Below are 23822 nucleotides of genomic sequence, written 5' to 3'. Positions count from 1 at the left end.
GTTGTTGCCGCCCTGTTAGAAGTCCACGCTGGCCGACAGCTTGGCGACACGCGGATCACCTTGGCTCAGGAAACCGCCCTGGGCCGATTCCCAGTACTTCTCGTTGGCGACGTTCTCCACGGTGGCGCCGAGGGTGACATCACGCTCGGCCACCTTGAAGTTGTAGCGCGCGCCGATATCGAAGCGGTTCCATGCGGGCAGGCTCAGGTTGTTCGCGGCGTCGGCGTACTGCCCACCGGTGCGCAACATGCGACCGTTGAGGGTTACACCTTGCAGGCCGGGCACATCCCAATCCACGCCGGCATTGAGCTGGAACGAAGGCACACCGATGGCGCGGTTACCGTCGTTGGCGCCGTTTTGCGTGTCCTTGAGTTCGGTCTTCATCACGGTCACGCCGCCCAGCAGGCGCAGGCCGCTGACCGGCTCGCCGAAGACGTTCAACTCAACGCCTTTGTTGATCTGCAGGCCTTCGCGAACGTAGCGCGCTGTCGTCGCATCGATGACCTGAACGTAACCGGCCCCAGGTTGTTCGATACGGTAAACACCCAGTGTTGCCCCATAGGTGCCCATGTCGACTTTCACGCCCGCTTCGATTTGTTTGGAGCGCGCGGGCGCAAACGCCTGTCCGCCGCCAATGATGGTCCTGTTGCCCGAATTGACGGGAGATGTCGGCCCTTGGGCCAGGCCTTCGATGCGATTGGCGTAGAAGGACACGTGCTCCCACGGCTTGAAGACCAAGCCGTAGACCGGAGTGGTGATCGACTCGTCGTAGTTGGCGGTGCGGGTCCCGCTCATGTAGTTGTAGCCCTGCACCACCATCTGCTGGCGGCGCGCGCCGAGCGTGACCAACAGGCGGTCATCGAAGAACCCCAAGGTATCGGAGACCGCCGCGCTGCGCACGAACGTCTTGGCGGTAATGGTTGGGTCGCTGAAATCAGTGCCTGGCGTATTGCGTGGGTTGTTCAAGGTGGGCGGTGCGCCGGTCACCGGGTCGTAGATATTGGTTGGAGTCGCTGTCGATGAAGCGTTGAACACATAGGCGTTGCGCGCCTGGGTCCAGATACCGGCCAAACCGAAGTTGAGACGGTGACTGACAGCGCCGGTCTGGAACTTGCCATTCAGGCCGCCCATGGCGCTGCGGTTGTCTTCTTCATGGGCAATGGTCGAGCGGCTCGCCAGGGCGTTGCCGCTGTTGTCAGTCAGGGTGACAGATGAATATTGCCCCATTTCCCGGGTGTGCTTGGCACCGGCCGCCGCATAGGCTGTCCAGTTTTCGTTCAAGTCATACTCGGCGCGCAGCATACCCAGGGTGTCTTCAAGGTTGGTGCTGCTCCAGCTCGGCACGTAGTTAGTGTCGGCCGACGGTGCATCCGGGACATGGGTGGCCGTGCCGAGGAAGACCGAGTTGCGCCCGCCGTTGATACGCTGCTTCTGGTACACAAAATCACTCGACAAGCGCAACGCATCGCCACGGTAGTCCAGGCCGACGGCAAACAGCTTCGAGCGCTGGCTTTCATCATCGATGCCGGTATCGCCTTCGCGCTGGGACAGGTTCACCCGTGCGCCAAAACGGTTGTCTTCACCGAAGCGCTGGCCAATATCCAGATGCTCGCCCACCCGGCCATCACTGCTGATATCGGTGCTGAACCGACGTAGCGGTACGTCATCGGCGCGCTTGGGTTGCAGGTTCACACCGCCGCCGATCCCCGAGCCGGTCGGGGTTACACCGTTGATGAAGGCATTGGCCCCCTTGAACACTTCCACACGCTCCAAAGCGTCGGTGGACATGATCTGGCGCGGCAGGATGCCGTATAAACCGTTAAAGGACATGTCGTCCCCGGTGAGCGGCAGGCCACGGATCATAAAGGTCTGCGCCTGGTTGGCAAAACCCGACGCCTGGCGTACCGACGAATCATTGAGCAGCACATCACCAATCGTCTCGGCCTGCTGGTCGCGAATCAACTTCTCGGTGTAGGAGGACATGCTGAATGGCACGTCCATGATGTCTTGGTTGCCCAGCACACCCAATTGGCCGCCGCGTGCCACTTGGCCGCCCGCATAGACAGGGGGTAGGGCACTTGGCGCGGGGGCGTCGGCATTGATGTTGGTAGCGCCCAGCTCCAGCGTATTGCCCTCCTGACCGGTGTTCGCATCCTGCGAGGTGGCTGGGGTGGCAGCGTGAGCGCTGAGGCTCAGGGAGCAGCACAGGGCGAGCAGGGTTGGGCGCAACGGCACGGCGAATGGGGCGGGCATGGGCGATCCTGACGGCTAACCGTCATGAGTGAGGAAAAGGGCAACGGCGTTGCGCGTCCTCACTGCGCGGATACGACTCCGGTGCAAATGATAGTAATTATTATTAGCGCGGTGCAACAAATTTTTACTAACACGGTCTGCGCGCGCGGATGCCGAGTAGAATCACGCCCTGAAAGCGATTCCTGAGGTGCGGTACGGTGGATTTACAGCAGGGTTTTGTCCTGACCCGGCATTGGCGCGATACTCCGGCGGGCACGGAGGTCAGCTTCTGGCTGGCCACAGACCAGGGCCCGAGGTTTATCCGCCTACCCGTGCAGACCTCGGTGATGTTCATCCCCGAGGCCCATCGCAAGCCGCTGGATTGGCTGCTAAAGGGCGAGCGCGATATCGAATTGCGCCCGTTGCAGCTGTGTGACTTTCATCACCGCCCCGTCCTCGGCCTGTATACCCGCCAGCACCGCCAGGCGATGGATGTGGAAAAACGCCTGCGCGCGGCGGGCGTCGACGTCTACGAAGGCGATGTGCGCCCGCCCGAGCGCTACATGATGGAGCGCTTCATCACTGCCCCGGTGTGGTTCGGCGGCACAGCCGACGCCAGCGGTGTGCTCTGTAACGCGCAGATGAAACCCGCGCCCGACTACCGTCCGCCGCTGAAACTGGTGTCCCTCGACATCGAGACCACCGCCCAGGGCGATCTCTATTCCATCGCCCTTGAAGGCTGTGGCGAGCGCCAGGTGTACATGCTTGGTCCGCCGAACAAAACCGACGCTGTGGACTTCAAGCTCGACTACTGCGACACCCGTGCCCAACTGCTGGAACGCCTCAATCAATGGCTGGCGCTGCACGACCCCGATGCGATCATCGGCTGGAACGTGGTGCAGTTCGACCTGCGCGTGCTCCACGAACATGCCCAGCGTCTCAACGTGCCGCTCATGCTTGGCCGTGGTGAAGAACCGATGGCCTGGCGCGAGCACGGTAGCCGCAATCATTACTTTGCAGCGGCGGCGGGGCGCTTGATCATTGATGGCATAGAAGCGCTGCGTTCGGCCACCTGGAGCTTCGAATCCTTCAGCCTGGAGAACGTCGCGCAAACCCTGTTGGGCGAAGGCAAGGACATCTCCACGCCGTACCAGCGCATGGACGAGATCAACCGCATGTTCGCCGAGGACAAGCCTGCCCTGGCGCGCTACAACCTCAAGGACTGCGAGTTGGTCACGCGGATTTTCGAGAAGACCGAACTGCTCAAGTTCCTGCTGGAGCGCGCCAGCGTCACTGGCTTACCAGCCGACCGCAACGGCGGCTCCGTCGCTGCGTTTACCCATTTGTACATGCCGCTGATGCACCGCCAGGGCTTCGTCGCGCCGAACCTGGGCGACAAGCCGCCCCAGGCCAGCCCCGGCGGTTTTGTCATGGACTCACGCCCCGGCCTTTACGAATCGGTGTTGGTGCTCGACTACAAAAGCCTCTACCCGTCGATCATCCGCAGTTTTCTGATCGACCCGGTGGGTCTCATCGAAGGCCTCAAGTACCCCGACGACAGTGAATCGGTAGAAGGCTTTCGCGGCGCACGGTTTTCCCGCACACGGCATTGCTTGCCGTCCATCGTCGCGCGGGTTTCCGAAGGCCGCGAAGAGGCCAAGCGCGAACACAACGCGCCGCTGTCCCAGGCCTTGAAAATCATCATGAACGCCTTCTACGGCGTACTCGGTTCCAGCGGCTGCCGCTTCTTCGATACACGCCTGGCCTCGTCGATCACGATGCGTGGTCACCAGATCATGCGCCAGACCCGCGAACTGGTCGAAGCCCAAGGTTATGAGGTGATCTATGGCGACACCGACTCCACATTTGTCTGGCTCGGCAGCGCGCATTCCCAGGACGATGCCAGCCGCATCGGCAGGGCCTTGGTGCAGCACGTCAACGATTGGTGGCGCGAGCACCTGCTCACCGCGTTCGGCCTGCAAAGCGCCCTGGAGCTGCAGTACGAAACCCACTTCACGCGGTTCCTGATGCCGACCATCCGTGGTGCGGAAGAGGGCAGCAAGAAACGCTACGCTGGTCTGGTGGTGCGCAGCGATGGCAGCGAAGACATGGTCTACAAAGGCCTGGAAACCGTGCGCAGCGACTGGTCGCCCCTGGCCCGTCGATTCCAGCAGGAACTCTACCAGCGCATCTTCCATCGCCAGCCGCATCAGGACTATATCCGCGACTACGTGCGCCGTACCCTCAGCGGCGAATTCGATGAGTTGCTGATCTATCGCAAACGCCTGCGCCGCCGGCTGGACGACTACGAGCGCAACGTGCCGCCCCATGTGCGCGCCGCGCGTTTGGCCGATGAATACAACGACCGCCTGAACCGCCCGCGCCAGTACCAGCGCGGTGGCTGGATCAGCTACGTGATCAGCGTCAATGGCCCGGAACCCCTGGAAGTGCGGCAAGCGCCCATCGATTACGACCACTACGTCACCCGGCAATTGCAGCCGGTGGCGGATGCGATCCTGCCGTTCGTGAATGACGACTTCAGCACCCTGGTGGGCGGTCAGATGGGCCTGTTTTAAAACGCTTGATTCGTCAGGGTGGCAGCCTGCACTCTCTGTCTCTGATGACCACCCAGACGGCGCTGCCACCATGACCCTGATCACTCTGACCGGCACCACGGTCGAACTCCTGCCTCTGCAAAGGGAACACAAGGCCGCCTTGCTCGACGCCGCCGCCGATGGCGAATTGTGGAACCTGAAGGTCACCAACGTACCGGGCCCGGACACTGTCGATAAGTACATCGACACCGCCCTGGCGGGGCGCGATGCCGGTAGCGTGATCCCGTTCACCCTGGTGCGTCGTGAAGATGGCCAGGTGGTCGGCAGCACGCGGTTCTGGAAGGTCGACCGGGTCAATCGCAAACTGGAAATCGGCCATACCTGGCTGGCGCTGTCCACGCAGAAAAGCGCGATCAACACCGAAGCAAAGCTGCTGTTGCTGACCTACGCGTTCGAAGTGCTCGACTGCGTGCGCGTGCAATTCACCACCGATGAACTCAACGAAAAGTCCCGCGCCGCGATCCTGCGCCTCGGCGCCGTACAGGAAGGCATCGTGCGTCACGAACGCATCATGCCCGACGGGCGCAAGCGCAACTCGGTGCGCTTCAGCATCATCGATTCGGAATGGCCGCAGGTGAAGGCGAACTTGCAGGCCAAACTGCAACGCTAGGAGGAAAGGCCCATGTACACGCTGTATGGCATCGACGAATCCGGCTCCTGCATGATCGAAATCGCCCTCCAGCGCTGCGCAGTGCAGTGGCGACGGGTGGACGCGGCCTCCTGGGCGGAGGGTGAGGGCAGTGATGAGTTGGCCCGGATCAACCCGCTCAAGCAGGTGCCCACCCTGGTGACCCCTGATGGCCAGGTGCTGACGGAAAGTGCCGCGATCCTGATCCACCTCGGCCTGGAATACCCCGCCTCGGACCTGCTGGTCGGCAACCGCGGGCAGATCATCCGCGGCCTGGTGTACATCGCGGCCAATTGCTACTCGGCCATCGGCATCATCGACTACCCGCAACGCTGGCTCGGCAACGTCAACGAAACCGTGCAGGCGCAATTGGTGACGGGCACCCGGCGCTACCTGCATCAGGCCTGGGTGGTGTTCGCCGATCAGTTCGACGAGCAACTGTTTGCGCCCAACGGCGTGCCGAATGCATTGGGCCTTATGGCGGCAGCGGTGTCGCGCTGGGATGAAGCACGAGAAGCATTGAACGGCCTGGCGCCGGGTTTTGCCCAGAGCCTGGCGCACGTGGACGCCGACCCCGTCGTCGCCCCCGTATTTGCGCGGCATTGGCCGGCGTGGAAGGTCTCATGATGTTTCCGAAATCAGTGGAAACAATGACACTTGAGCCCAGCAAACCCTTGCGTAGCGGGCGTCCTGTCCTACGCTTTCTTAAAGTGGTGTAGGAATCATCCTTGAATTTGACTGTCGCAGACATGAAACTCAAGAACCCTGCATGGAATACAAAGGAGGTGCGCATGCTCATCCGGTCGCTGACCCTGGCTACCTTGATGGCTTTTACGGGGCCGCTGTTGGCTGCTGATGATATCAACCCGCTCAAGCAAGACTTGGGCAAGGCCCGGCCGCTGGTGGTGGTAGAGCTTGATTCCGGCAACAACACCTTGGCTACCCTCAAGAAACAGTTGGACGAGCCTGCGACCAAGCAGTCCTTTGAAGAACGCAGCATGGTGTTCTACACCGTGAAGTTCGGCAGCATCGGCGCCGAAGGCGAGAAGTTCGCCAAGGACCCCAAGGACAATAAAAAGCTCACGCCCCCGGAAACCAACGCCCTGATCCGTGCCCTCAAACTGGGTGCCGGCAGTGGCACCAAAGTGATCCTGGTGGGCAAGGACGGCGAGAAGAAAGTCGAGAAGACCGTGCCACCGGATACCCTCGACCTGAAAGAGTTCTTCAGCGCCATCGACCAGATGCCGATGGCCGAGAAAGAAACCGCAGCCGCCCCGGAGCCTGAACCTGCCGCCCCGGCGCCAGCCAAGGGCGCCAAGCCTGCCAAACACGGCGCCAAGCCAGCCCCGCAACAACTCGACGACTGAACCCAAGACCCTGTAGGTGTGAGCGCCTACAGGGTTTTTTGTGGCTTGCGCACCGGAAACGGAAAGTAGAAGAACCGCAAAAACGCTACCCGCTTGATCACTTCCCCGATCAACAAAGGCACCACCACGGCCACCATAAAACCCACGCAGGCCGCGACAAACGCGTGCAGCCCCAGGCGCTCCAGCAGGTCAACCGTCTTGTGCTGGATCTCGCCGTGGAAGATCAGCAGGATCAAGGTGTTCTGGCCAATGTAGGTCATCGCCCGTGTGATGACCGTCGACACCATCAGCACCCGCGCCAGCGACCAGCACGCGTACACGCCGAGCACCGCCAGCAGGCTGGTCCACAGCCAATGGTCGTAGCGGCGCTGCGCCAGGTCCATGGTGGCGTGGCTGTAGAGGAACACGGCGGCGAACAACGCCACCGACGTCAGCAGCGCCAGCCACGATCCCTCATGCCGACGCAGCCAGTCGCGCAGCAGGTAGCCGCAGATGAAGTAGGTGCTGCTGATCAGGGTGATTTCAAGGCCGAAGGGCAGGCCGGGCAGCGTCCAGGTCTGCCCGCCGACGCTCACCGGTATTTGCCAGAACCACGGCAGCACCCAGATGCCGATCAACAGTTGTACCGCCATCAGCAGGCAGCTCACCGGCAATGAAAGCTTCAGGCGCTGGATCAGGCGCAGCATTACCCAACTGAACAGGATCGCCACCCAGAAGTGCGGCAGAAACCACAGCGCCTGCCAGGGAATGGTATCCACCGAGGCATACAGCACGCCGCCGATGTCCGGCAGCAGGGGTTGGCCGCGCAGTACGTCGCGTACGATCACATACACCAGCATGGTGAAGAAAAACGGCTTGAGCAGACCGTCGGCCTTGCGCACGGCCATCTCCACAAAGGGCTGCTCGGGCTTGAAGAACACGCCGGACAGGAAAAAGAACAACGGTAAGATGAACGAGGCGATGATCGGGTACTGCAGCTCCAGCGAGTTCGCCACGAACCAACTGTGACCGTACACGATCATCAGGATGCCGATGCCCTTGGCAATGTCCATTTGAATCCAACGATGTTTCACCTGATCACCCTCCCTCTATAAACCACACCGCCCCTTGTAGGAGCGGGCTTGCCCGCGAAAATCGTCAACGATAACGCTGCTATCCCGGGTAAACGCCGGGCCTTGCGTTCTTCGCGGGCAAGCCCGTTCCTACAGAAAGCCTCATGCCTTGCGCCACGGCTTCAGCCACAGCCCCATGCCCAGCAACACCACGGCGCCGGCCAGGGTGCTCAGCCCCAGTTGCAGCCACACGCCTTCAATCCGAAACAGCGCCAACGCCGCGACGCCCATCAGTACAGTGCTGAGCAGCCAGCTCCGCGCCCAGGGCAGGGCGCCGAGCAAGGCCTGGCGTTGCATCAGCAGCAGCGCGGTGCAGATCACCCCGGCCAGCGCCGCCAACGGAATCCCCGCCAGGCCGAACACAAACGGCAGCACGCCGAGCAGCAATACGTTGACCAGACTGCCGAGCAGTTCGCAGCGCAGTGGCTGGCGCGTGTCCCCTGCCGCGTAGGCATAGCGCGCGAGCAAGGCATTCCAGGCGCCAAATACCAGCGGCACGGCAAACCAGGCCAACAGCAGCGGCAACGGCGAGTCCAGCGATTGCTTGGGCAGCAGCAACGCCACCAGGCTCGGGGCTGCCGCCACCAGGCCGACACCGGCGGGCAGGGTCAGTACGCTGGCGGTTTCCAGGCCTCGTTTAAGCAGGGCCAGGCGCTCATCGCCCTGACGGCGGCTCATCATGCCCAGCAGCACTTGGTTGAGGCTCATCAGCGCAATCAGCGGCAGGTTCATCAGCTTGCGTGCCAGGTTGACCCAGGTCACTGCGCCTTCACCCAGCAGCGATGCCACCAACCGTTCGATCAGCGCCAGGCCCTGGCTGGCGCCGTTGCTCAGTAACAATGGACCGATGCGCTGGCCCAATTCCCGCAGGGGCGCGAGCGACCATTGGCAGCGCCACGGCCGCCAGCCCTGGCGCCACATCGAGGGCAGCAACGCCAACGGCATCAACAGGCTGCCGGCCAGGCAAGCCAGGGCCAGCGAGTGCGGTTGGGTGGCGGTGCCAGCGAGGGCGAGGTAGGTCACCGGCGGCAGGTTGAACAACAACGAACCCAGGCCGGCCAGCACAAAGCGTTCGCTGGCCTGCAACGGGATGCTGAACAGCGCGTGCAGCATCAACCCCGGCACGCACCAGGCGACGATCTGCAAGTTGCTGCTGGCGAGCGCCGTGGCGCTCGCCGCCAAGCCCGGTCCGAGCAGTTGCACCAGCCACGGCGCCAGCAGCGTCAGCAGCAGGCTGGTGACCAGCGCGATCAGCAACAGTGCCGGGAACAACACGGCCAGCCAGCCCAGGCGTTCGTCGTCCTTGCGCGCCAGGTACAGCGGCAGCGCCGCGGCACTCAGCACGCCGCCGGCCAGTGACATGCGCAGCGCTTCCGGCAAAAACAGCGCGATCAGGAATGCGTCACTGCGCTCGCCTGCGCCCCAGGCCGCCACCAGCAACCATTCGCGGGCAAAACCCAGGCACAGGCCCAGCAGTGTCGCGAGCGTCAGCCAGGCGGCGGAGCCCAGCATCAGGGCTTGGCGCCATCAAGCACGGGTTTGCGAAAGACCATCGGTTTCACCTGCGGCAGGCGTGCCGGAAACAGCCGGCGTGCCTCCAACACGTTGATGCCGACCATCAGCCAGAACAGCGCGACCATCACCACCGCAAAGCTGAAGTAGTGGTCGAACAGGCCGCTGACCAGTGCCGAGAGAATCCCGGCCGTGGTGCCCAGCCACAGCGCATTGTCCTTGGTCAGGCGGATCGGGCCGTTTTCCGGGCGCGCTTCACGCCACCAGCGCACGGTCACTGCGATAAAGAACAGCATGCCGATGATGCCGGTTTTGTAGACGTAGTTCAGCCACAGGTTGGAGATGCCCAGCAGGTGGGTGTCGGGCACCGGTGGATCGACCTTGAAGCCGATGCCAAACGGGTACGACGCCACCGCCTGCGGGAACATGCGGTACTCGTCGAAACGCACTTCGGTACTGGCGTTGCTCGAAGAAAAGATCGTCGCCAGGCGTTCCTGCAACGGTGGATAGGCCATCACCAGCACAACAGTCAGCGCCGCGCCGATCATCAGCAGACGCCCGGTATACGGCACCCGGCGCGTGGCCATCCACAGCAGCACCAGCGCCAGGCTGACCATCGCGCCACGGCTACTCGCCAACAACAAGGCCGCCGCGCCCAGGCACGCCACGCCCAGGCCCAGAGCACGTTTCCAGCCTTGCTCGGTCATGCCGAAGCAGAAGGCCAGGGGCAGCAACAGCGCCATGATCCCGCCGATGGCATTCGGGTGCATCCACGGCGAGCCCATGCGCGAAGACATGGCTTCCAGGCCGAATTTGAGCATGTCGAAGTTGCCGTAGTTGAACAGTGCCAGCACCGGCGCAATGCCGGCCCCGGAGCGCGTGCGCACGAACACCGCAATCGACAGCACCAGCATGGCCAGGCTGCCCAGCAGCAGGGCGATCACCAGGGACTCGCGGTGCTTGTGGTCCACCAGTAACTTGGCGCAGAGGAACACCCCCGACAAGTTCAGCAACCAACGCAGCCAGTTGGCCACGCCGCTGCTGTCGGCGTGGATGGTGACCTGGCCGACAATGAAGGGAAACACGCTGAACAGCATCAGCCACAACAGCATCTGGTCAGTCGGGCGCCGGGTGAGGCTCGGCGTATCCGGCAGGCGTACCAGGAAGCTGTTCCACAGCACTGCGCCCCAGGTCATCGCCAGGATGGCTTCGCTGACAGTACTGCGAATCCCCAGGTTGACCGTGGAATACGGCATGAACGTAGCGACCAGCGCGAACAGCAACAGGCCCCAGAATGGAAAGCGCAGGATGGTCACCGCCCCGGCCAGGCCGATCACGGCGAGGAACGCCTTGGCCGGCGACAATAGCAGGGCAACGGCGCCAAACAACAGGCCGAAGAGGATGGCGACGAGGCTGGGCAGGGTCATTCTCACTTCAGTTCCTCGATCAATTCGGCCAGGCGTCGGCGGTAGGCGTGTTGGTTGAAACGCTGCGCCCATTCCCGGTTTTGCTCGGGTGATTCTTCTTCGCCGCGCTCGTTGAGGCTGAGCATCAAATGCGTCAACGCCGGGCCGTCGGTGGGCGAAAAACGCGGCGCCGACGGCGGCGTGATTTCATCCAGCGAGGTGCCGCTGGCCACCGCCACCGGGGTGCCGACGCTCAAGGCTTCGATCACCGGCAGGCCGAAACCTTCGGCATAGGACGGCTGCCACAGGCGCGAGGCCTGGCGGTACAGCGCGTGCAACTCGGCATCCGACACACCGCTGAGCGCACGAATCCCCGGCAGGGTGCGCTGCGCCTCGGGCAAATGCTCAAGGCTGCCCACCAGCACCAACTCCGGCACGGCAGGGGATTGCTGTCGCGCCTGCTGCCAGGCGTCAACCAAGAACGGCACGTTCTTGCGCAATTCACGCGTGCCCACCAGCAACCAATAGCGCTCGGGTAACTGGCGGGCACTGAGGTCCGCCGCCAGCGCGGAAAAATCATCGACCTGATTGGGCAGCACACGAATCTTGCCGGCCGCCTTGGGAAACAACCGTGCAGTCTCATCGGCGCTGTATTGCGACGGCGTCCACACCCGGTCTGCGCTGTGCACCGCGTAGGCAATCGACAGGCGATCGCTGGTCTTGTAGATCAGCGCCTTCAGGCGGTTGGCGTGGTAGTTGTTCAGCGTGATCTGAAACAGGTCATGCAACAGCACCACCGTGCGCAGCCCCTTCGGCTTGGGCGGCAAAGGCAGGCCCATGTTGAAGGTGCTGATGTACAGGTCGATCTGCTGTTCACGCAACGCACGCGGCAGAAAACCGGCCTCGAACCGTAGGCGATTCTGCGGCTGGTGCATCGCAGTCTTGGCGCAGCCCCAGGCCGGGCAATGGGCGTGCAAGCGGGTTTCATCGCCCAGGGGCGCCACGGTAAACCGCTCAAGCTCGATGCCTGGCAGACCGTGCAGGGCGCTTTCCAGCGCGTACACCTGGCGGCTGATGCCCGATTGCGGCGAGGTGCCGACGGTGCGGTAATCCAGGCCTACACGCATGCGGGCTCCTTGTGAGTCAGGGGCGACAGGCTGGCGTACACCTTTTCCAACTGGCTGGCGGCGACGCCCCAGTCATGGGCGCGTCGCACATAGGCACGGCCAGCTTCGCCCATGGGCGCGGCGGCGTCGGGAAATTGCAGCAGGCGCACCACGGCGTCGGCCAGACTCACGGCGGTCTGCCCGCCGAGGTAATCCAGGCCTTCGACCAGGTCCAACCCCGACACGCCTTGCTCGGTACTCGCCAAGGGCAAGCCGGCGGCCAACGCCTCCAGTACCTTGAGCTTGGAACCGCCGCCATGGCGCAACGGCGCCAGAAACACCGAACAGCTCGACTGCAATTTCAGCAGGTTCGGCACAAAACCCTGCCATTCAATGCGCGGATCCGGCCAACGCTCACGCCAACTCTCCGGCATGCCGAACCCACACACACTCATGCGCGCGTCCGGGCAACGCGCCCAGACCTTGGGCAGGATTTCATCCAGGGCCCACTCGATGGCGTCGACGTTGGGCGCGTATTCGTAGTTGCCGAGAAACAGCACGCGGCGGGTCGAAGGGTCGGGTCGGGCGGCGGCGAAGTGATCGCAATCCACGCCATTGACCACCACCGATACGGGTTTGCCGGCGATTTTTTCCAGGGTCTTGGCATCGCTGTCGGTGACCGCCACCACGTGCGTGGCCTGACGCATCACCCGGCGTTCCCAGCGGGTATAGCGCCATTGGTCATAGCGAATGAAGGGCAGCGACCAGCCTGGCAGGCGGTCATAAGTGGCCGCGCCGAGCGCGGATTCGACATTGTGTTCGGTCAGCACGAACGGCTGGGATTTACGCGTCAGCGCATCTTCATACGGTTGAAAGGTGTATGTGTGCTCGATCTGCACCACATCCCAGTGTTCGTTGAGCAGTTGGTTGAACGTGTCCTGCAACGCCCCCGACAAACCATTCACGCTGGCCAGCAGCGGGTAGGGCGCGAACAATCCGGCGATCAGGGTCTTCACGCTGCGCAGAGGGCGACGCGGCAGGATGATCAGTTGTTCGAGAAACGCCTCCAGCACCTGGCGGTCGGTGAGCGACACCGGGTGTTTGTCATGCAGCAGCAAGGTGATCCGATGCCCACGCGCGGCCAGGCTGCGCAGCAGGTGGAACTGGCGCGTCTTGCCACCGCTGGTGGCGGGCCAGGGCGAGTAGGGCAGGATCCATAAAATGCGCATGGCAGGCCTCACTCCCATAACAGAATTTGCAGGTTCGACTTGACCGGAACGGTCAGGCCATTGGTGCCGCTCACCGGGGTTTGCGTGCCGCGCAGCGGGTCGTACAGCGTGGCGCTGGCCAAGCCCGGCAAGTGCGCGTTGCCACCCTGGGCCGACCAGAAGAACCACAGCTTGCGCCCGTCTGTGCGGGTCCAGCCAATGCTGAACAAGCCGTCGGGCAATGCGTCGGCAGCCGGCGGATCGCCCGGCGTGAGCTTCGGTCCGCTGACATCGAGGAAGTTCTTCAGCGCGGTGTAGACCGGCTTGGGGTTGGTGTCGATGTCCAGCAAGCCATACGAACGGTCACGCACACTGGCGCGTTGGTCGAGGTCGCTCAAGGTGAACAGGAAAATCTTGTCGTAATCCATCGCGCTCATCAGCGCCAGGCGGCGCACTACGTAGTCGGCCTGCGCCTGGGGCGTGATGATGTCCTGGGCGTCTTTGGGCCCCTTGTAGGTCGACCAGCCCCACTCGGTGCTCCACAAGGTTTGCACGCCGCCGTTGCGCAGGGCCTGGTTGAGCTGGGTGGTCTTGGCGATGAAATCCAGGTTGGCCGGGTCGTTACCTTCGGGCAATTGGGTGTAGGGGTGGTAGGAGATGATCGTGTTCAGACTGACCACGCCCAGCGCGCCCAAGGCGTCGAACATGGTCTGGCCGTTGGGCATTTCACTGAAGAACGCCATGCCGGCGGCGACCACCGGTTTGGTCGGGTTCACGGCGCGCAAGGCGTTGGTGGTGACGGTCAACAGGTTCGCGTAGCCGGCAGGGTCCGCTACCGGGCGCCAGAAGCCGATCAGGTTCGGTTCGTTCCAGACTTGCCAGGCCTCGACGCTGGGGTAGCGCTGGGAGAGCAGCGCCATGCGGTTGGCGAACACGTTGGGATCTTTTGGCGGGTACTGGTCCGGGTACAGCGACAGCGGTGGCGCGCTGGTGATAAAGCGTGCCGACCCCACCAGGTAAAACACCGACTTGATCTGGTTCTGTTGCAGCTTGCCCACCAGTTCATCGAGGGTGGCGAGCTTGTATTGGTTCTGCGCGGTTTCCAGTTGATCCCAGTGCAAATCCAGGCGCACCCACTCCAGGCCCAGCGCCTTGAGGCGGTCGATCTGCTTCTGGTAACGCTCGGGGCTGAACCACAGGAACTGCGCATTCACCCCCAGGAAATCCTTCCATACCACCTCCTTGCTACCCTTGAGCACATGGCTTTCGGCGTCCGCTTGGCGTCCCCACAAGAATGCGGTCAAGCCCAGTGCGGCCACCACCGCAAAGGTGGCGAGGTAGGTGCGTTTACGCGCCATAAGGGCCTCCGCTGATGGCCTGCTCGAAGAGCTGTTTGAATTTCTGCGCGGTCAACGGCCATAGGCGTTCGCGACCGATTTCCCCGGCGCGCTCAGCCCAATCCCGCGCCAGCAGTGGCGTGCGCGCCAGGCGCAGCAGTTGTTCGCCCAACGCGGCCACGTCGCCTTCGGGATAGATCGCGCCGTTGCCGCTGGCGACTTCCTCGGCGAACGCGCGCGCATCGGAAGTGATCGCGCCGCGCCCACAGGCGGTGGCCCAGGACAACGCGCCACTGGTGCCGCGCTGGCGCCCCAGCAAGCCGAGTTTTTTCGATTCGCGATAGGGCAGCACCATCACATGGTGGGCCTGGATGGTCTGGGCGATCTCATCGGCCGGCAGGTTCAGACGCCAGTCGATGGCGTCGGTCAGGCCCAATGCCGCGATCTGCGCGTTCAGCTGTTCCAGGTAGTTGCCGCCCGCGCCAAACGCCATTTCGGCGGCGGTGCCGCCGGCCAGGGTCAAGCGCACGCGGTCGCGCAATTCGGGGGCTTGCTTGAACACATCCGCCAAGGCTTGCACCAGGTCCTCGATGCCTTTGCCACGGTAGATAAAGCCGAAATACAGCAGCCGCAGGGTGTCCAGCGACGGGAGAGGCGCCGGTGCAATCGCCAGGTTGGCGTGGTTGATCACCGCGACTTTGCCCGCCGGCAGTTGCATGCGCTCGGTCAAGCAGTCGGCGCCCAGGCGGGTGAGGGTCACCAGCCGGGTCAGCCCTTTGGCGACCTGGCGTTCTTCGCGCAGGGTCAGCGGGTCGGCCAGCACTACTGCCGCCTGGGGCAACGGGCTCGGCAAACGTTCCATCAGGTTCAAGGGGAAGGGCAGGTGTTCACGCCGCCACACGATGCGCTCCGGGTCATGCACGGTCGCCGTCAGCGGCAACTGCGGGTAAGCCTTGCGCAGTTCACGCAAGGCCAGGAATTCCCCCAGCCGCCCGCCGCCCAACTCGGCGTGCACCAGGTCGACGGACTGCCAGTCGAACGCCGCGATGGCCTGCTGGATCGCCTCGGAATTGCCCGCCACCCCGGCCAACGGTGTCAGCACCGTCACGCCGAGTTTTTCCAGTGCCGTGCGGAAATGGTTCGCATAGTCGGCGATCCCGTTCTTTTCCGGTGGCAAGGGCGCGAGCAGGGCGATACGCATCAGAACGCTCCCCGGTACTTGCCGATGGTGTGCAGCACTTTGCCCGGCACTTCGAACTTGCGACGGTTGATGATGATGCCATCCACCTTGCCAAACGCGGTGTTGAGGATCGACAACGCATGTTCCACCACCGGCACGGTACTTTTGCGCGCTTCCACCACCAGGCCGATCAGGTCGGCGCGGCGCAGGTTGATGAACGCCTCGCGGTTGTCCAGCAGGGCCGAGGCGTCGAGCAGTACCACTTCACCGGGCGCTGCGGCTTCCAGCCCGCCGACCCGTACGTTGATGCCGTTCTCGTGCAGCAACTGGCGCAGTTGTTCGACCACAAAGGTCACCCCTTCGCCATGGCGCGCCGAGGTCAGGCCCAGGGTCAGGCCCTGCTCGGCAATGCGGTCGGGCTGCAGCAGGCTGTACAAGCGGTAGATGCTCGCATTGAACGCGTTGGTACTTTGCGCGGTGGAGGTGTCCAGCTCCGGCAGGGTGGTCCACAGGGGCAGGCCGAACTTGCGTTCCACCAGGCCGCCGTCGTGAATCCGCTGATCGAGCAGGTAGCACAGGTAGATCACCAGCAGGCCGACCACAATGGCAAACGGGATCGCCAACACCAGCATCACCAGGGTTTTCGGGAAGATGCGGCCCGGGTTCAGGGTGGCTTCTTCGATCACCGCGATGTTGCTGATCTGGCTGTTATCCAGCTCACGGTCGATGCGCGATTTTTCCAGGTTATCCACGTACAGCGCGTAGTTGCGCTCGGTGGTGTTCAGCTCGCGGGAGAGGCGGGCCAACTCCGGTTCAATCTCCAGGGCCTCCTTGCGTTGGGCTTCCAGGTTCACCAGTTGTTTCTGCTGTTGAACCAGTTGGGTGCGCAGCGCCAGGTTGTTGCTGGTTTCATCCAGCAACACCCGCTGCAAGTGAATTTCCAGGGTGTTTGGCGCACGGTTTTCCGAGGCTTGCACCGTGTTGCTCTCGCTGTTGACCTGTACCTGCATGGCCCGAATCGATGCGTCCAGGGCTTTGACCGGCGGCGCGTTGTCGGTGTAGGTGCGCATCATGTCGGCCTTTTCCAGCAGCTTCTGGTTGAGCAGGCGACGCAAATCCTGCTGCTGCGGGTTCAGTGCGATCTGGCGCACCGTGGTGACTTCCTTGGGCTGGCCCTTGAGCTGGGTGCGCGTGCTCGCAATGGCACTGTCGGAGGACGCGATCAGCCGCGTGGTATTGAAGGTCTCGCCGCGCAGTACGTTGATGCGCTCGGACAAGTCTTCCAGGCGGTCGGTGATGCTCGCCGCGCCGATCTGGTTCAGGTGCGTGAGGATCTGTTCCTTGTAGCTCTTGATCTCGGTCGCGCTGTTGGCCACCTGGCCTTCATAGAAGGCATACAGGCTCTTGCGGCCCAGGGCCTCGGTGCGCTCGTTGATGTAGGTTTCGACCCAATCCTTGACCACCGCCTGGGCGATTTCCGGGTCGCTCCACTTGAACGTGATGTCCATCACCGTGGAACCGGCGGCGTGGCTCACCTCGAAGTTCTTCTCCAGGCCGGCGGCCAGGCGTTCGACCGCCGTGGTTTTTTCGACGATGCCGACGGTTTCCATGACCACGCGCACGCCGTCGAACACCGCCCCCACGCCGCTTTTGACGTAGTACTTGGTGCGCTTCCAGAAACCCTCGGGCGGCGGTGCGTTTTCGATCACTTCCAGGTAATGCTCGGCCACCGCGCGCACGATAGGCCGGCCGGTGAGCAGGCGCTCCTCGTCGACAATCGGGTCACGTTGGGTGCTGGGCATCACCAGCGCCTGGCGGTTGCTGATCTCGATGGGCAAGGTCGAATCACGCCCTGGTTTCACCAGCAGGCGCGCGGTGGATTCGTACTTGGCCGGCAGCAGGAACGCCCCCAGCAGGATGATCACCAGCGCGGCAATCGCCGCCAGTTTGAACTCGTGCCGGAAGATGAAGAACAAGCGCAGAAGATCACGAAAAGAACGGATCTCGATCATGGGATGTCGCTCCTTTAGTTATTGCCGCCGCTGGTTCGGGTGTAGTTGTAGCCCACCCCAATGGACTTGGTGAACGGGATCAGTTGGTTCATGTAGGTATCCACCCCTTGGATGCGCTCGCCCACGTTGGATTTGGGCACGAACACCACATCGCCGCGTTGCAGATGCACGGGTTTGCGGCCGTTGGGGCCGGTCTTGAGTAACTGGCTGAAGTCCAAAAAGTACGCGCGATACGCGCCCTGGGCGTCTTCGCGCAGCAGGGCGACCATGCTCGCGTTGCCCGCCGGGCTGACGCCGCCGGCACCGATGATGGCTTGTTCCAGGGTGTTGGCCGTGCCGAGCTGCACCGCCGTCGGGTTGTTCACCGCGCCGCCGACGATGATCGAACTGCCCGGCGCCTGGTTGATGTTCACCGTCACGCGTGGCTCGCGGTAGATGGGCGCGAGCTTGCTGGTCAACTCCTTGGCCAGCTCCGAAGGTGGGCGACCCGCGACCTGCACCGGACCCAGGAACGGATAGTTGATCTTGCCGTCGGTCTGCACCGTGTACAGCGTCAGCTCATAAATGGTGCTGACGTTGAACGCCGACAGTGTGGGCATCTCGCCGGCATCGCGCACGATGCGCAGTTGGTCGCCGATGCGGATGCGCTCCACCGCCGGTGGCAGTTGGGCCAACTGGTCGAGAGCGCGTTTGCCTTCCTCGACAGTCTTGCCGTCGGGCGGGACGATGCGTGCCGGCGTGTTGCAGGCGGCCAGGGCCATCATGGCCACGACGAGCAGGGTTCGTTTCATCAAGGGGGATTTCCTGTGGGTCATGATGCTCACCTCCAATAACCGGGAAACATGCTGATGCGCCGCTTGAGGGCGAGGGGGAGGCGACGCTCCAGATGGCCCAGCCGGTAGCCGAGCAGTTTGAACGCACTGCGCAACAGCACTTCGGGGGCGCGGTGCAAGGCCCCGGCTTTGCGCAAGGCTGCGAGTTCGGCCAGCACATAGCGCTTGCCTTCGCCACCCGCATCGCCAAAGGCCTGTTTGATCCAGGGTTCGCGACCGTAGAACACGCCGATATCGAAGTAGCGGTGAAACTCATCCATGAGTTTGTAATCGTGGGAGTGATGCACCAGCGCCGTGGCGGCGTAGCGCACCTTGTAGCCTTCGAGCAGCATGCGTGCCGCGACATAGGCGTCTTCGCTGCCGATCACATCCGCCGGAAAACCGTCCACCGCTTGCAACACGCTGCGTCGGTACACGGAAAACGAGTCGGAACTGAAGCAGGTCTTGATGCCCAGTTCCGGCGCATCGGCCAGGCTCTTGCTACGGCTCTGCTCGGGGTAGTTGAAGTGCCGCGATTGCGCACCCAGCACACCCGCATCTGGATGCGGCAATTGGCGGCCGTAAGCCACGCCGTTGAGCGGGTCCTGCTGCAATTCGGCGAGCAGGTTGGCGAAGGTTTCGGGAGTGGCGGGGATCGCATCCTGGGTCATCACGATCAGCGCATCGCCGGCCACTTGTTCGCTGGCCCAGCGCCGCGTGCCGCCGTGGTTGAAGTCGCGCGCGTCGATCACCTCGACCCGTGCGCCGAATTCGCGAAAGCGCGCCACGGTGTCATCACTGGAGGCGCTGTCCACCACCAGCATCTCGTCAGGTTGCAGAGTCTGCATCTTCAGTGCCGGCAACAGGCGCGCCAGGTGGCTGGAAGCGTTACGGGTCGGGATGATCAGTGACGTGCGCATACTATTTTTTCACTTCTGCCGGGGCGCGCCCGTAGATGTCGTCGAAGCGCACGATGTCGTCCTCGCCCAGGTACTCGCCGCTCTGCACCTCGATCATCACCAGGTCGATGATGCCGGGGTTGGTCAGGCGGTGTTTGTGCCCGGCGGGAATGTAGGTGGACTCGTTGGCGTTGATCAGGAATTCACGCTCGCCGTTGGTGATTTGCGCGGCGCCGCTGACCACCACCCAGTGCTCGCTACGGTGGTGATGCATCTGCAACGACAGCGACGCCTGGGGCTTGACCACGATGCGCTTGATCTTGAAGCGGCTGCTTTCTTCCAGCACGGTGTAGGTACCCCACGGCCGCGTGACGGTGCGGTGCAGGCTGTACGCTGGATGGTTCTGGCGCTTGAGCTCGGCGACGATGTAGCGCACATCCTGGCTGCGGTGGGCGTCGGCGATCAGCAGGGCGTCCGGGGTGTCGACGATGATCAGGTCGCGCACGCCCACGGCACCGAGGACGCGCTTGGGCGAGTCGATGTAGCAGTTGTGCACGTCATGCAGAATCGCTTCGCCATTGACCTGGTTGCCATGGGCGTCGCTCGGGGTGAGCTGGCGCAGGGCTTCCCAGGAACCAATGTCGCTCCAGCCGATGTCGCAGGGCACCACGGCGACTTGCTTGGACTTCTCCATCAGCGCCACGTCGATGGAAACATCCGGCGCACGGCCGAAGGCGTCCGAGTCCAGTTCGCGCTGGCGCGAGGTTTTGTTTTGCAGGCTCTGGCTGTGGTCGAGCGCGGCGCGGGCGGCCTCCAGCACATCGGGTGCATGGGTGGCGAGTTCGTCCACCAGGGTGCCGGCCTTGAAGCAGAACATGCCGGCGTTCCACAGGTGCTTGCCGCCATCGAGGTAGCCTTGAGCGGTGGCCAGGTCGGGTTTTTCGACGAAGCGTTTGACCCGATGGCCTGTGCTTAATGGCTCGCCTTGTTCGATGTAGCCAAAGCCGGTTTCCGGGTGATCCGGCTGGATGCCGAAGGTCACCAGGTAGCCGGCCTCGGCCAGGTCGCGGGCCTGGGCCACCGCTTCGGCGAATGCCACTTCATCGAGGATCAAATGGTCGGCGGGCATCACCAGCAACTGCGCATCACCGCCGAAGTGTTCCTGCACGTGCAACGCTGCCACGGCGATCGCCGCTGCCGTGTTGCGGCCGAACGGCTCCAGCAGCAGGTCCAGGGGCAGGTGGGCCTTGTTGACCAGGCGATAGTCATCCAGGGTGCGGAACAGCAGGTCGCGGTTGGTCACCGTCAACACGCTTTCCACGCCGGGCAATTTGGCGGCGCGCTGGAAGGTTTTCTGCAGCAGGCTCTGGCCGTCACGCATGCGCATGAACGGCTTGGGCATGTTCTGCCGAGACACCGGCCACAGCCGCGTGCCCGAACCACCGGAAATGATGCAGGGAATTAATCCGTTGAGTGTGTTCATCAATAGACTTCCTTGGTGGAAAGGACGGCCGGGACCGTCATGAAGACGATGTACAAGTCAAACCACACCGACCACTTGGAGATGTACTCCAGGTCGTACTCGACCCGTTTCTGGATCTTGAACAGGGTGTCGGTCTCGCCCCGGTAACCGTTGATCTGCGCCCAGCCGGTGATACCCGGCTTCACGCGGTGCCGTGAGCTGTATTCGCTCACCGCCACTTCGAAGGGAACGCCCGCCGCTTTGGTTGCCGTGGCATGTGGGCGCGGGCCGACCATGGACATGTTGCCCAGCAGCACATTGAACAGTTGCGGCAGCTCGTCGATGCTGGTCTTGCGGATGACGCGGCCCACGCGGGTGATGCGCGGGTCTTCGCGGGTGGTCTGGCGTTCGGCGGTGAAGTCGCTCTGGTCGGTGAACATCGAGCGGAACTTGAACACGCGGATTTCATTGTCGTTATAGCCGTAGCGGTTCTGGCGAAACAGCACCGGGCCTTTGGAGTCGAGCTTGATCGCAATCGCGGTTGCCAGCATCACTGGCGACAGGCACACCAGCGCGAGGCTGGCCAGCAGCAAATCCTCACAGCGCTTGATCACCGGCGACCAGCCGCGCAACGGCAATTGCGAGGTGTTGAACATCAGGATGCCGCCCACATCGGTGATCTTGCTGTGGCCGTAGCGCAGGGCGGCCATGTCCGGCACCAGCATCACGTTCACCGATAACTGCCGCAGGCGGTTGACCAAACCGTGGATGCGTTGTTCGGCGGCCCAGGGCAGGCAGATCATCACTTGGTTGACCTGCTCGGCGCGGATCAGCTTTTCCAGGTCGCGGGTATTACCCAGCAGGGGCAGGTTGCTCAGCTCCTTGGGAATGCGCTCGGTGCGGTCGTCAATGAAACCGATCAGCCCCGAACGGATATCCCCGTTGCGCTGCAGGTGATCGGCGACGTGCACGGCGGTGTCGGTAAAACCCAGGATCACCGTGCGTTGCAGGTATTTTCCGGCACGCATCAGCCGACGGTACAGGCGCAGCATCACCAGGCGCTCCACGCAGAACAGCGCCAGGCTGGCCACGTACCATGTCACCAGATTGCGTGGGGTCAATTGCGGGAACATCTGCAGGATCTGGTACATGAACAGCAGGAAACAGAAGGCCGCCGACCAGGCCTTGATCTTGGTTTTCAGGCGCAGCCGGTTGCTGAACAATTCTTCGGAATAGATACCCAGGGCCTGGAACAGAATGATGGTCAGGACCGCGAAAAAAACCAGCAGGCCCAGGAAGTGGGCGCGCAGCTCAGGGTCCATCGGGTCCAGGAAGAGTACCAGGACCAGTGGGGGCAAAATGGCCGTGAGGCCATGGATCAACTTGACGAAAACTACAAAGAACTCAACAAAACCGGCGCGCGTTAAAAACAAACTGTCGACGGACGACTTCTCTCGCATAAAAACATCCCTCATTGCACTCCAGGCTTCGCTGTTTGATTGTTCGCTCAATAAAGCAGCAGGTTGCTTTAGAGCGCAGGTCAAACGGGCTACTCTGGGTAATACGCAACTTTCCAATCCAAATGCAGCTATCCATTTGAAGGGATTTTGCGGGGGTAGTGACTAAAGGAGTGTTCCCTTACTGTGCTTAGTCAATGATTTGACGATGGTGCGGAGGCTGCATGCTAGACCGGTTAATGAGTCTTTTTTTTTGGCATTTTCTTGACGTTCCTTGTCTGAACACTCGGTTATCAGGTGTGTTTTTGAGTGTAGGAACAAATGTGAGATTTTTCCTGCTTAAAGGAAAAACCTTTTTCGAGACGAGGTGGGAAAGGGGGACAGACAGGGGGTGGCAGGGCGCACTCAGTGCCCTGTCTGCGGGGCTTTCGCCTGAAGGGAAGTTGTCTGGAACAGTAACTATGAAATGATGCGGTTTACCGTAGAAGTTGCCTCGCGAGGCAGTGCTGACAGTGTTGTAGTAGCCTGGCCATTCGCAGTTACCGCAGAACATTGTATCCAGCACAATTTTTTGTCCGCTCCAAGGACACCGACTAATCTGCAGGCTTTTTCCGGTGGATGGCTTTGAGCATGATCGACCTTGCGACCCTGACGGTATTTTCCGGTGCGGTGCTGTTGTTGCTGTTATCACCGGGGCCGAACATGGCCTTTGTGATCAGTCATGGCGTGACCCACGGCTGGCGCGGTGGAATGGCGTCGGCTCTGGGCATTGGCGTGGCGGATCTGTTGCTGACCGCCTTGACTGCCACCGGGGTGACGGCGTTGGTTGCCAGTTGGCCGCCATCCTTTGACCTGATCCGGTATGCCGGGGTGGTTTACCTGTTGTGGTTGGTGTTCAAGACGTTGCAGAAAAATACTGGGGGCGACGCGGTGCATGTCAGTCGCGTGCCCTTGGGGCGGGTGTTTCTGCAAGCCATGCTCAACAGTTTGCTCAATCCCAAGGCGTTGTTGTTTTTTCTGGTGTTCTTGCCGCAGTTTGTGCGACCAGAAGTGGGGTCTATTGCGGTGCAGTTGATGGTGCTGGGGGGCGTGCTGACTTTGATTGCAGCGGTGTTTCATGTGCTGCTGGGGGTGTTTGGTGGAGTGCTCAGCCGGTTTTTTGCCAGGCGCTCGAAAGGTGCCTGGTTGCAGAAGTGGGGGTTGGCGACGGTGCTGACGGTGCTGGCGGTGCGTTTGGCGGTGATGTCTCGGCCATCCTGAGTACATATCCGTTATTTGGGTGATGGCGGCTATTGGTTCCGCCCTTACGGCGGGTCACTTTTGAAAGGAGCCCAAAAGTAACCAAAAGGCTCTTGCCCCAACACTCGGCACCTCGCCTAGGCTCGGTGTGCCCGTAATCCGACAGTGATTTGGGGGGCCGCCGCCACGCGCCATCCATGGCGCGGGGCGGCTAAACCGGCATCCCTGCCGGTTTACC

The 23822-nt window shown here is 62.4% G+C and carries 18 protein-coding genes; 5 read left to right on the top strand and 13 right to left on the bottom strand.

Annotated features, from left to right (window positions below; all coding sequences use genetic code 11):
- Positions 1–15: 15 nt before the first annotated feature.
- The gene (locus tag HX868_RS30210) at positions 16–2253 is read right to left on the bottom strand and encodes a TonB-dependent receptor (RefSeq protein ID WP_177005379.1); all 2238 of its coding nucleotides are present in this window, start codon (positions 2251–2253) and stop codon (positions 16–18) included.
- Positions 2254–2450: 197 nt separating this feature from the next.
- On the opposite strand from HX868_RS30210, the gene HX868_RS30205 reads away from it, so the two are divergent.
- From HX868_RS30205 to HX868_RS30190, 4 genes are all read left to right on the top strand, one after another.
- Complete coding sequence (locus HX868_RS30205; RefSeq protein WP_177005378.1) at positions 2451–4808, top strand: DNA polymerase II; 2358 nt, start codon at positions 2451–2453, stop codon at positions 4806–4808.
- 70 nt (positions 4809–4878) lie between these two features.
- Positions 4879–5457, top strand: coding sequence for a GNAT family N-acetyltransferase (locus HX868_RS30200; RefSeq protein ID WP_016974818.1), 579 nt, complete (start codon positions 4879–4881; stop codon positions 5455–5457).
- A 12-nt stretch (positions 5458–5469) separates the two neighbouring features.
- A complete protein-coding gene (locus HX868_RS30195) occupies positions 5470–6102 on the top strand; it encodes a glutathione S-transferase (RefSeq protein WP_177005377.1) in 633 nt (210 codons plus the stop codon).
- Positions 6103–6266: 164 nt separating this feature from the next.
- Positions 6267–6842 carry a DUF4174 domain-containing protein gene (locus HX868_RS30190; protein ID WP_068931713.1) on the top strand — a complete coding sequence of 192 codons (576 nt, stop codon included), beginning with the start codon at positions 6267–6269 and terminating at the stop codon, positions 6840–6842.
- A 26-nt stretch (positions 6843–6868) separates the two neighbouring features.
- On the opposite strand, the gene HX868_RS30185 is transcribed toward HX868_RS30190, so the two are convergent.
- From HX868_RS30185 to HX868_RS30130, 12 genes are all read right to left on the bottom strand, one after another.
- Complete coding sequence (locus HX868_RS30185; RefSeq protein WP_425504260.1) at positions 6869–7915, bottom strand: acyltransferase family protein; 1047 nt, start codon at positions 7913–7915, stop codon at positions 6869–6871.
- A 141-nt stretch (positions 7916–8056) separates the two neighbouring features.
- Entirely contained in the window at positions 8057–9466 is a 1410-nt protein-coding gene (locus HX868_RS30180) for a lipid II flippase MurJ (protein ID WP_177005376.1), read from the bottom strand.
- Complete coding sequence (locus HX868_RS30175) at positions 9466–10893, bottom strand: O-antigen ligase family protein (protein ID WP_177005375.1); 1428 nt, start codon at positions 10891–10893, stop codon at positions 9466–9468. Before HX868_RS30175 ends, HX868_RS30180 begins: the two co-directional genes overlap by 1 nt.
- Positions 10894–10895: 2 nt before the next feature.
- Positions 10896–11999, bottom strand: a complete 1104-nt coding sequence (locus HX868_RS30170) for a glycosyltransferase family 4 protein (RefSeq protein WP_177005374.1) — start codon at positions 11997–11999, stop codon at positions 10896–10898.
- Positions 11990–13207 (bottom strand): glycosyltransferase family 4 protein, encoded by a 1218-nt coding sequence (locus tag HX868_RS30165; protein ID WP_177005373.1) that lies wholly within the window; start codon positions 13205–13207, stop codon positions 11990–11992. The genes HX868_RS30170 and HX868_RS30165 overlap by 10 nt, the downstream gene beginning before the upstream one ends.
- An 8-nt stretch (positions 13208–13215) precedes the next feature.
- Entirely contained in the window at positions 13216–14544 is a 1329-nt protein-coding gene (locus HX868_RS30160; RefSeq protein WP_177005372.1) for a GH39 family glycosyl hydrolase, read from the bottom strand.
- Complete coding sequence (locus HX868_RS30155; protein ID WP_177005371.1) at positions 14534–15724, bottom strand: glycosyltransferase; 1191 nt, start codon at positions 15722–15724, stop codon at positions 14534–14536. Before HX868_RS30155 ends, HX868_RS30160 begins: the two co-directional genes overlap by 11 nt.
- Positions 15724–17715: a GumC family protein gene (locus HX868_RS30150; RefSeq protein ID WP_016974830.1), complete on the bottom strand. Its 1992-nt coding sequence runs from the start codon at positions 17713–17715 to the stop codon at positions 15724–15726. Before HX868_RS30150 ends, HX868_RS30155 begins: the two co-directional genes overlap by 1 nt.
- A 14-nt stretch (positions 17716–17729) precedes the next feature.
- The gene (locus HX868_RS30145) at positions 17730–18506 is read right to left on the bottom strand and encodes a polysaccharide biosynthesis/export family protein (RefSeq protein WP_095015418.1); all 777 of its coding nucleotides are present in this window, start codon (positions 18504–18506) and stop codon (positions 17730–17732) included.
- Positions 18507–18535: 29 nt separating this feature from the next.
- Positions 18536–19447, bottom strand: a complete 912-nt coding sequence (locus HX868_RS30140) for a glycosyltransferase family 2 protein (RefSeq protein WP_177005370.1) — start codon at positions 19445–19447, stop codon at positions 18536–18538.
- 1 nt (position 19448) lies between these two features.
- Entirely contained in the window at positions 19449–20909 is a 1461-nt protein-coding gene (locus HX868_RS30135; RefSeq protein WP_177005369.1) for a mannose-1-phosphate guanylyltransferase/mannose-6-phosphate isomerase, read from the bottom strand.
- Positions 20909–22348, bottom strand: coding sequence for an undecaprenyl-phosphate glucose phosphotransferase (locus HX868_RS30130; protein ID WP_177005368.1), 1440 nt, complete (start codon positions 22346–22348; stop codon positions 20909–20911). Before HX868_RS30130 ends, HX868_RS30135 begins: the two co-directional genes overlap by 1 nt.
- Before the next feature lie 627 nt (positions 22349–22975).
- Here HX868_RS30130 and HX868_RS30125 point away from each other — a divergent pair.
- Positions 22976–23605, top strand: a complete 630-nt coding sequence (locus tag HX868_RS30125) for a LysE family translocator (protein ID WP_177005367.1) — start codon at positions 22976–22978, stop codon at positions 23603–23605.
- Positions 23606–23822: the final 217 nt, after the last annotated feature.

The sequence above is a fragment of the Pseudomonas reactans genome, from assembly GCF_013385825.1.
GTDB classification, from domain to species: domain Bacteria; phylum Pseudomonadota; class Gammaproteobacteria; order Pseudomonadales; family Pseudomonadaceae; genus Aquipseudomonas; species Aquipseudomonas reactans.
This window is presented reverse-complemented; position numbering and strand designations above follow the sequence as displayed.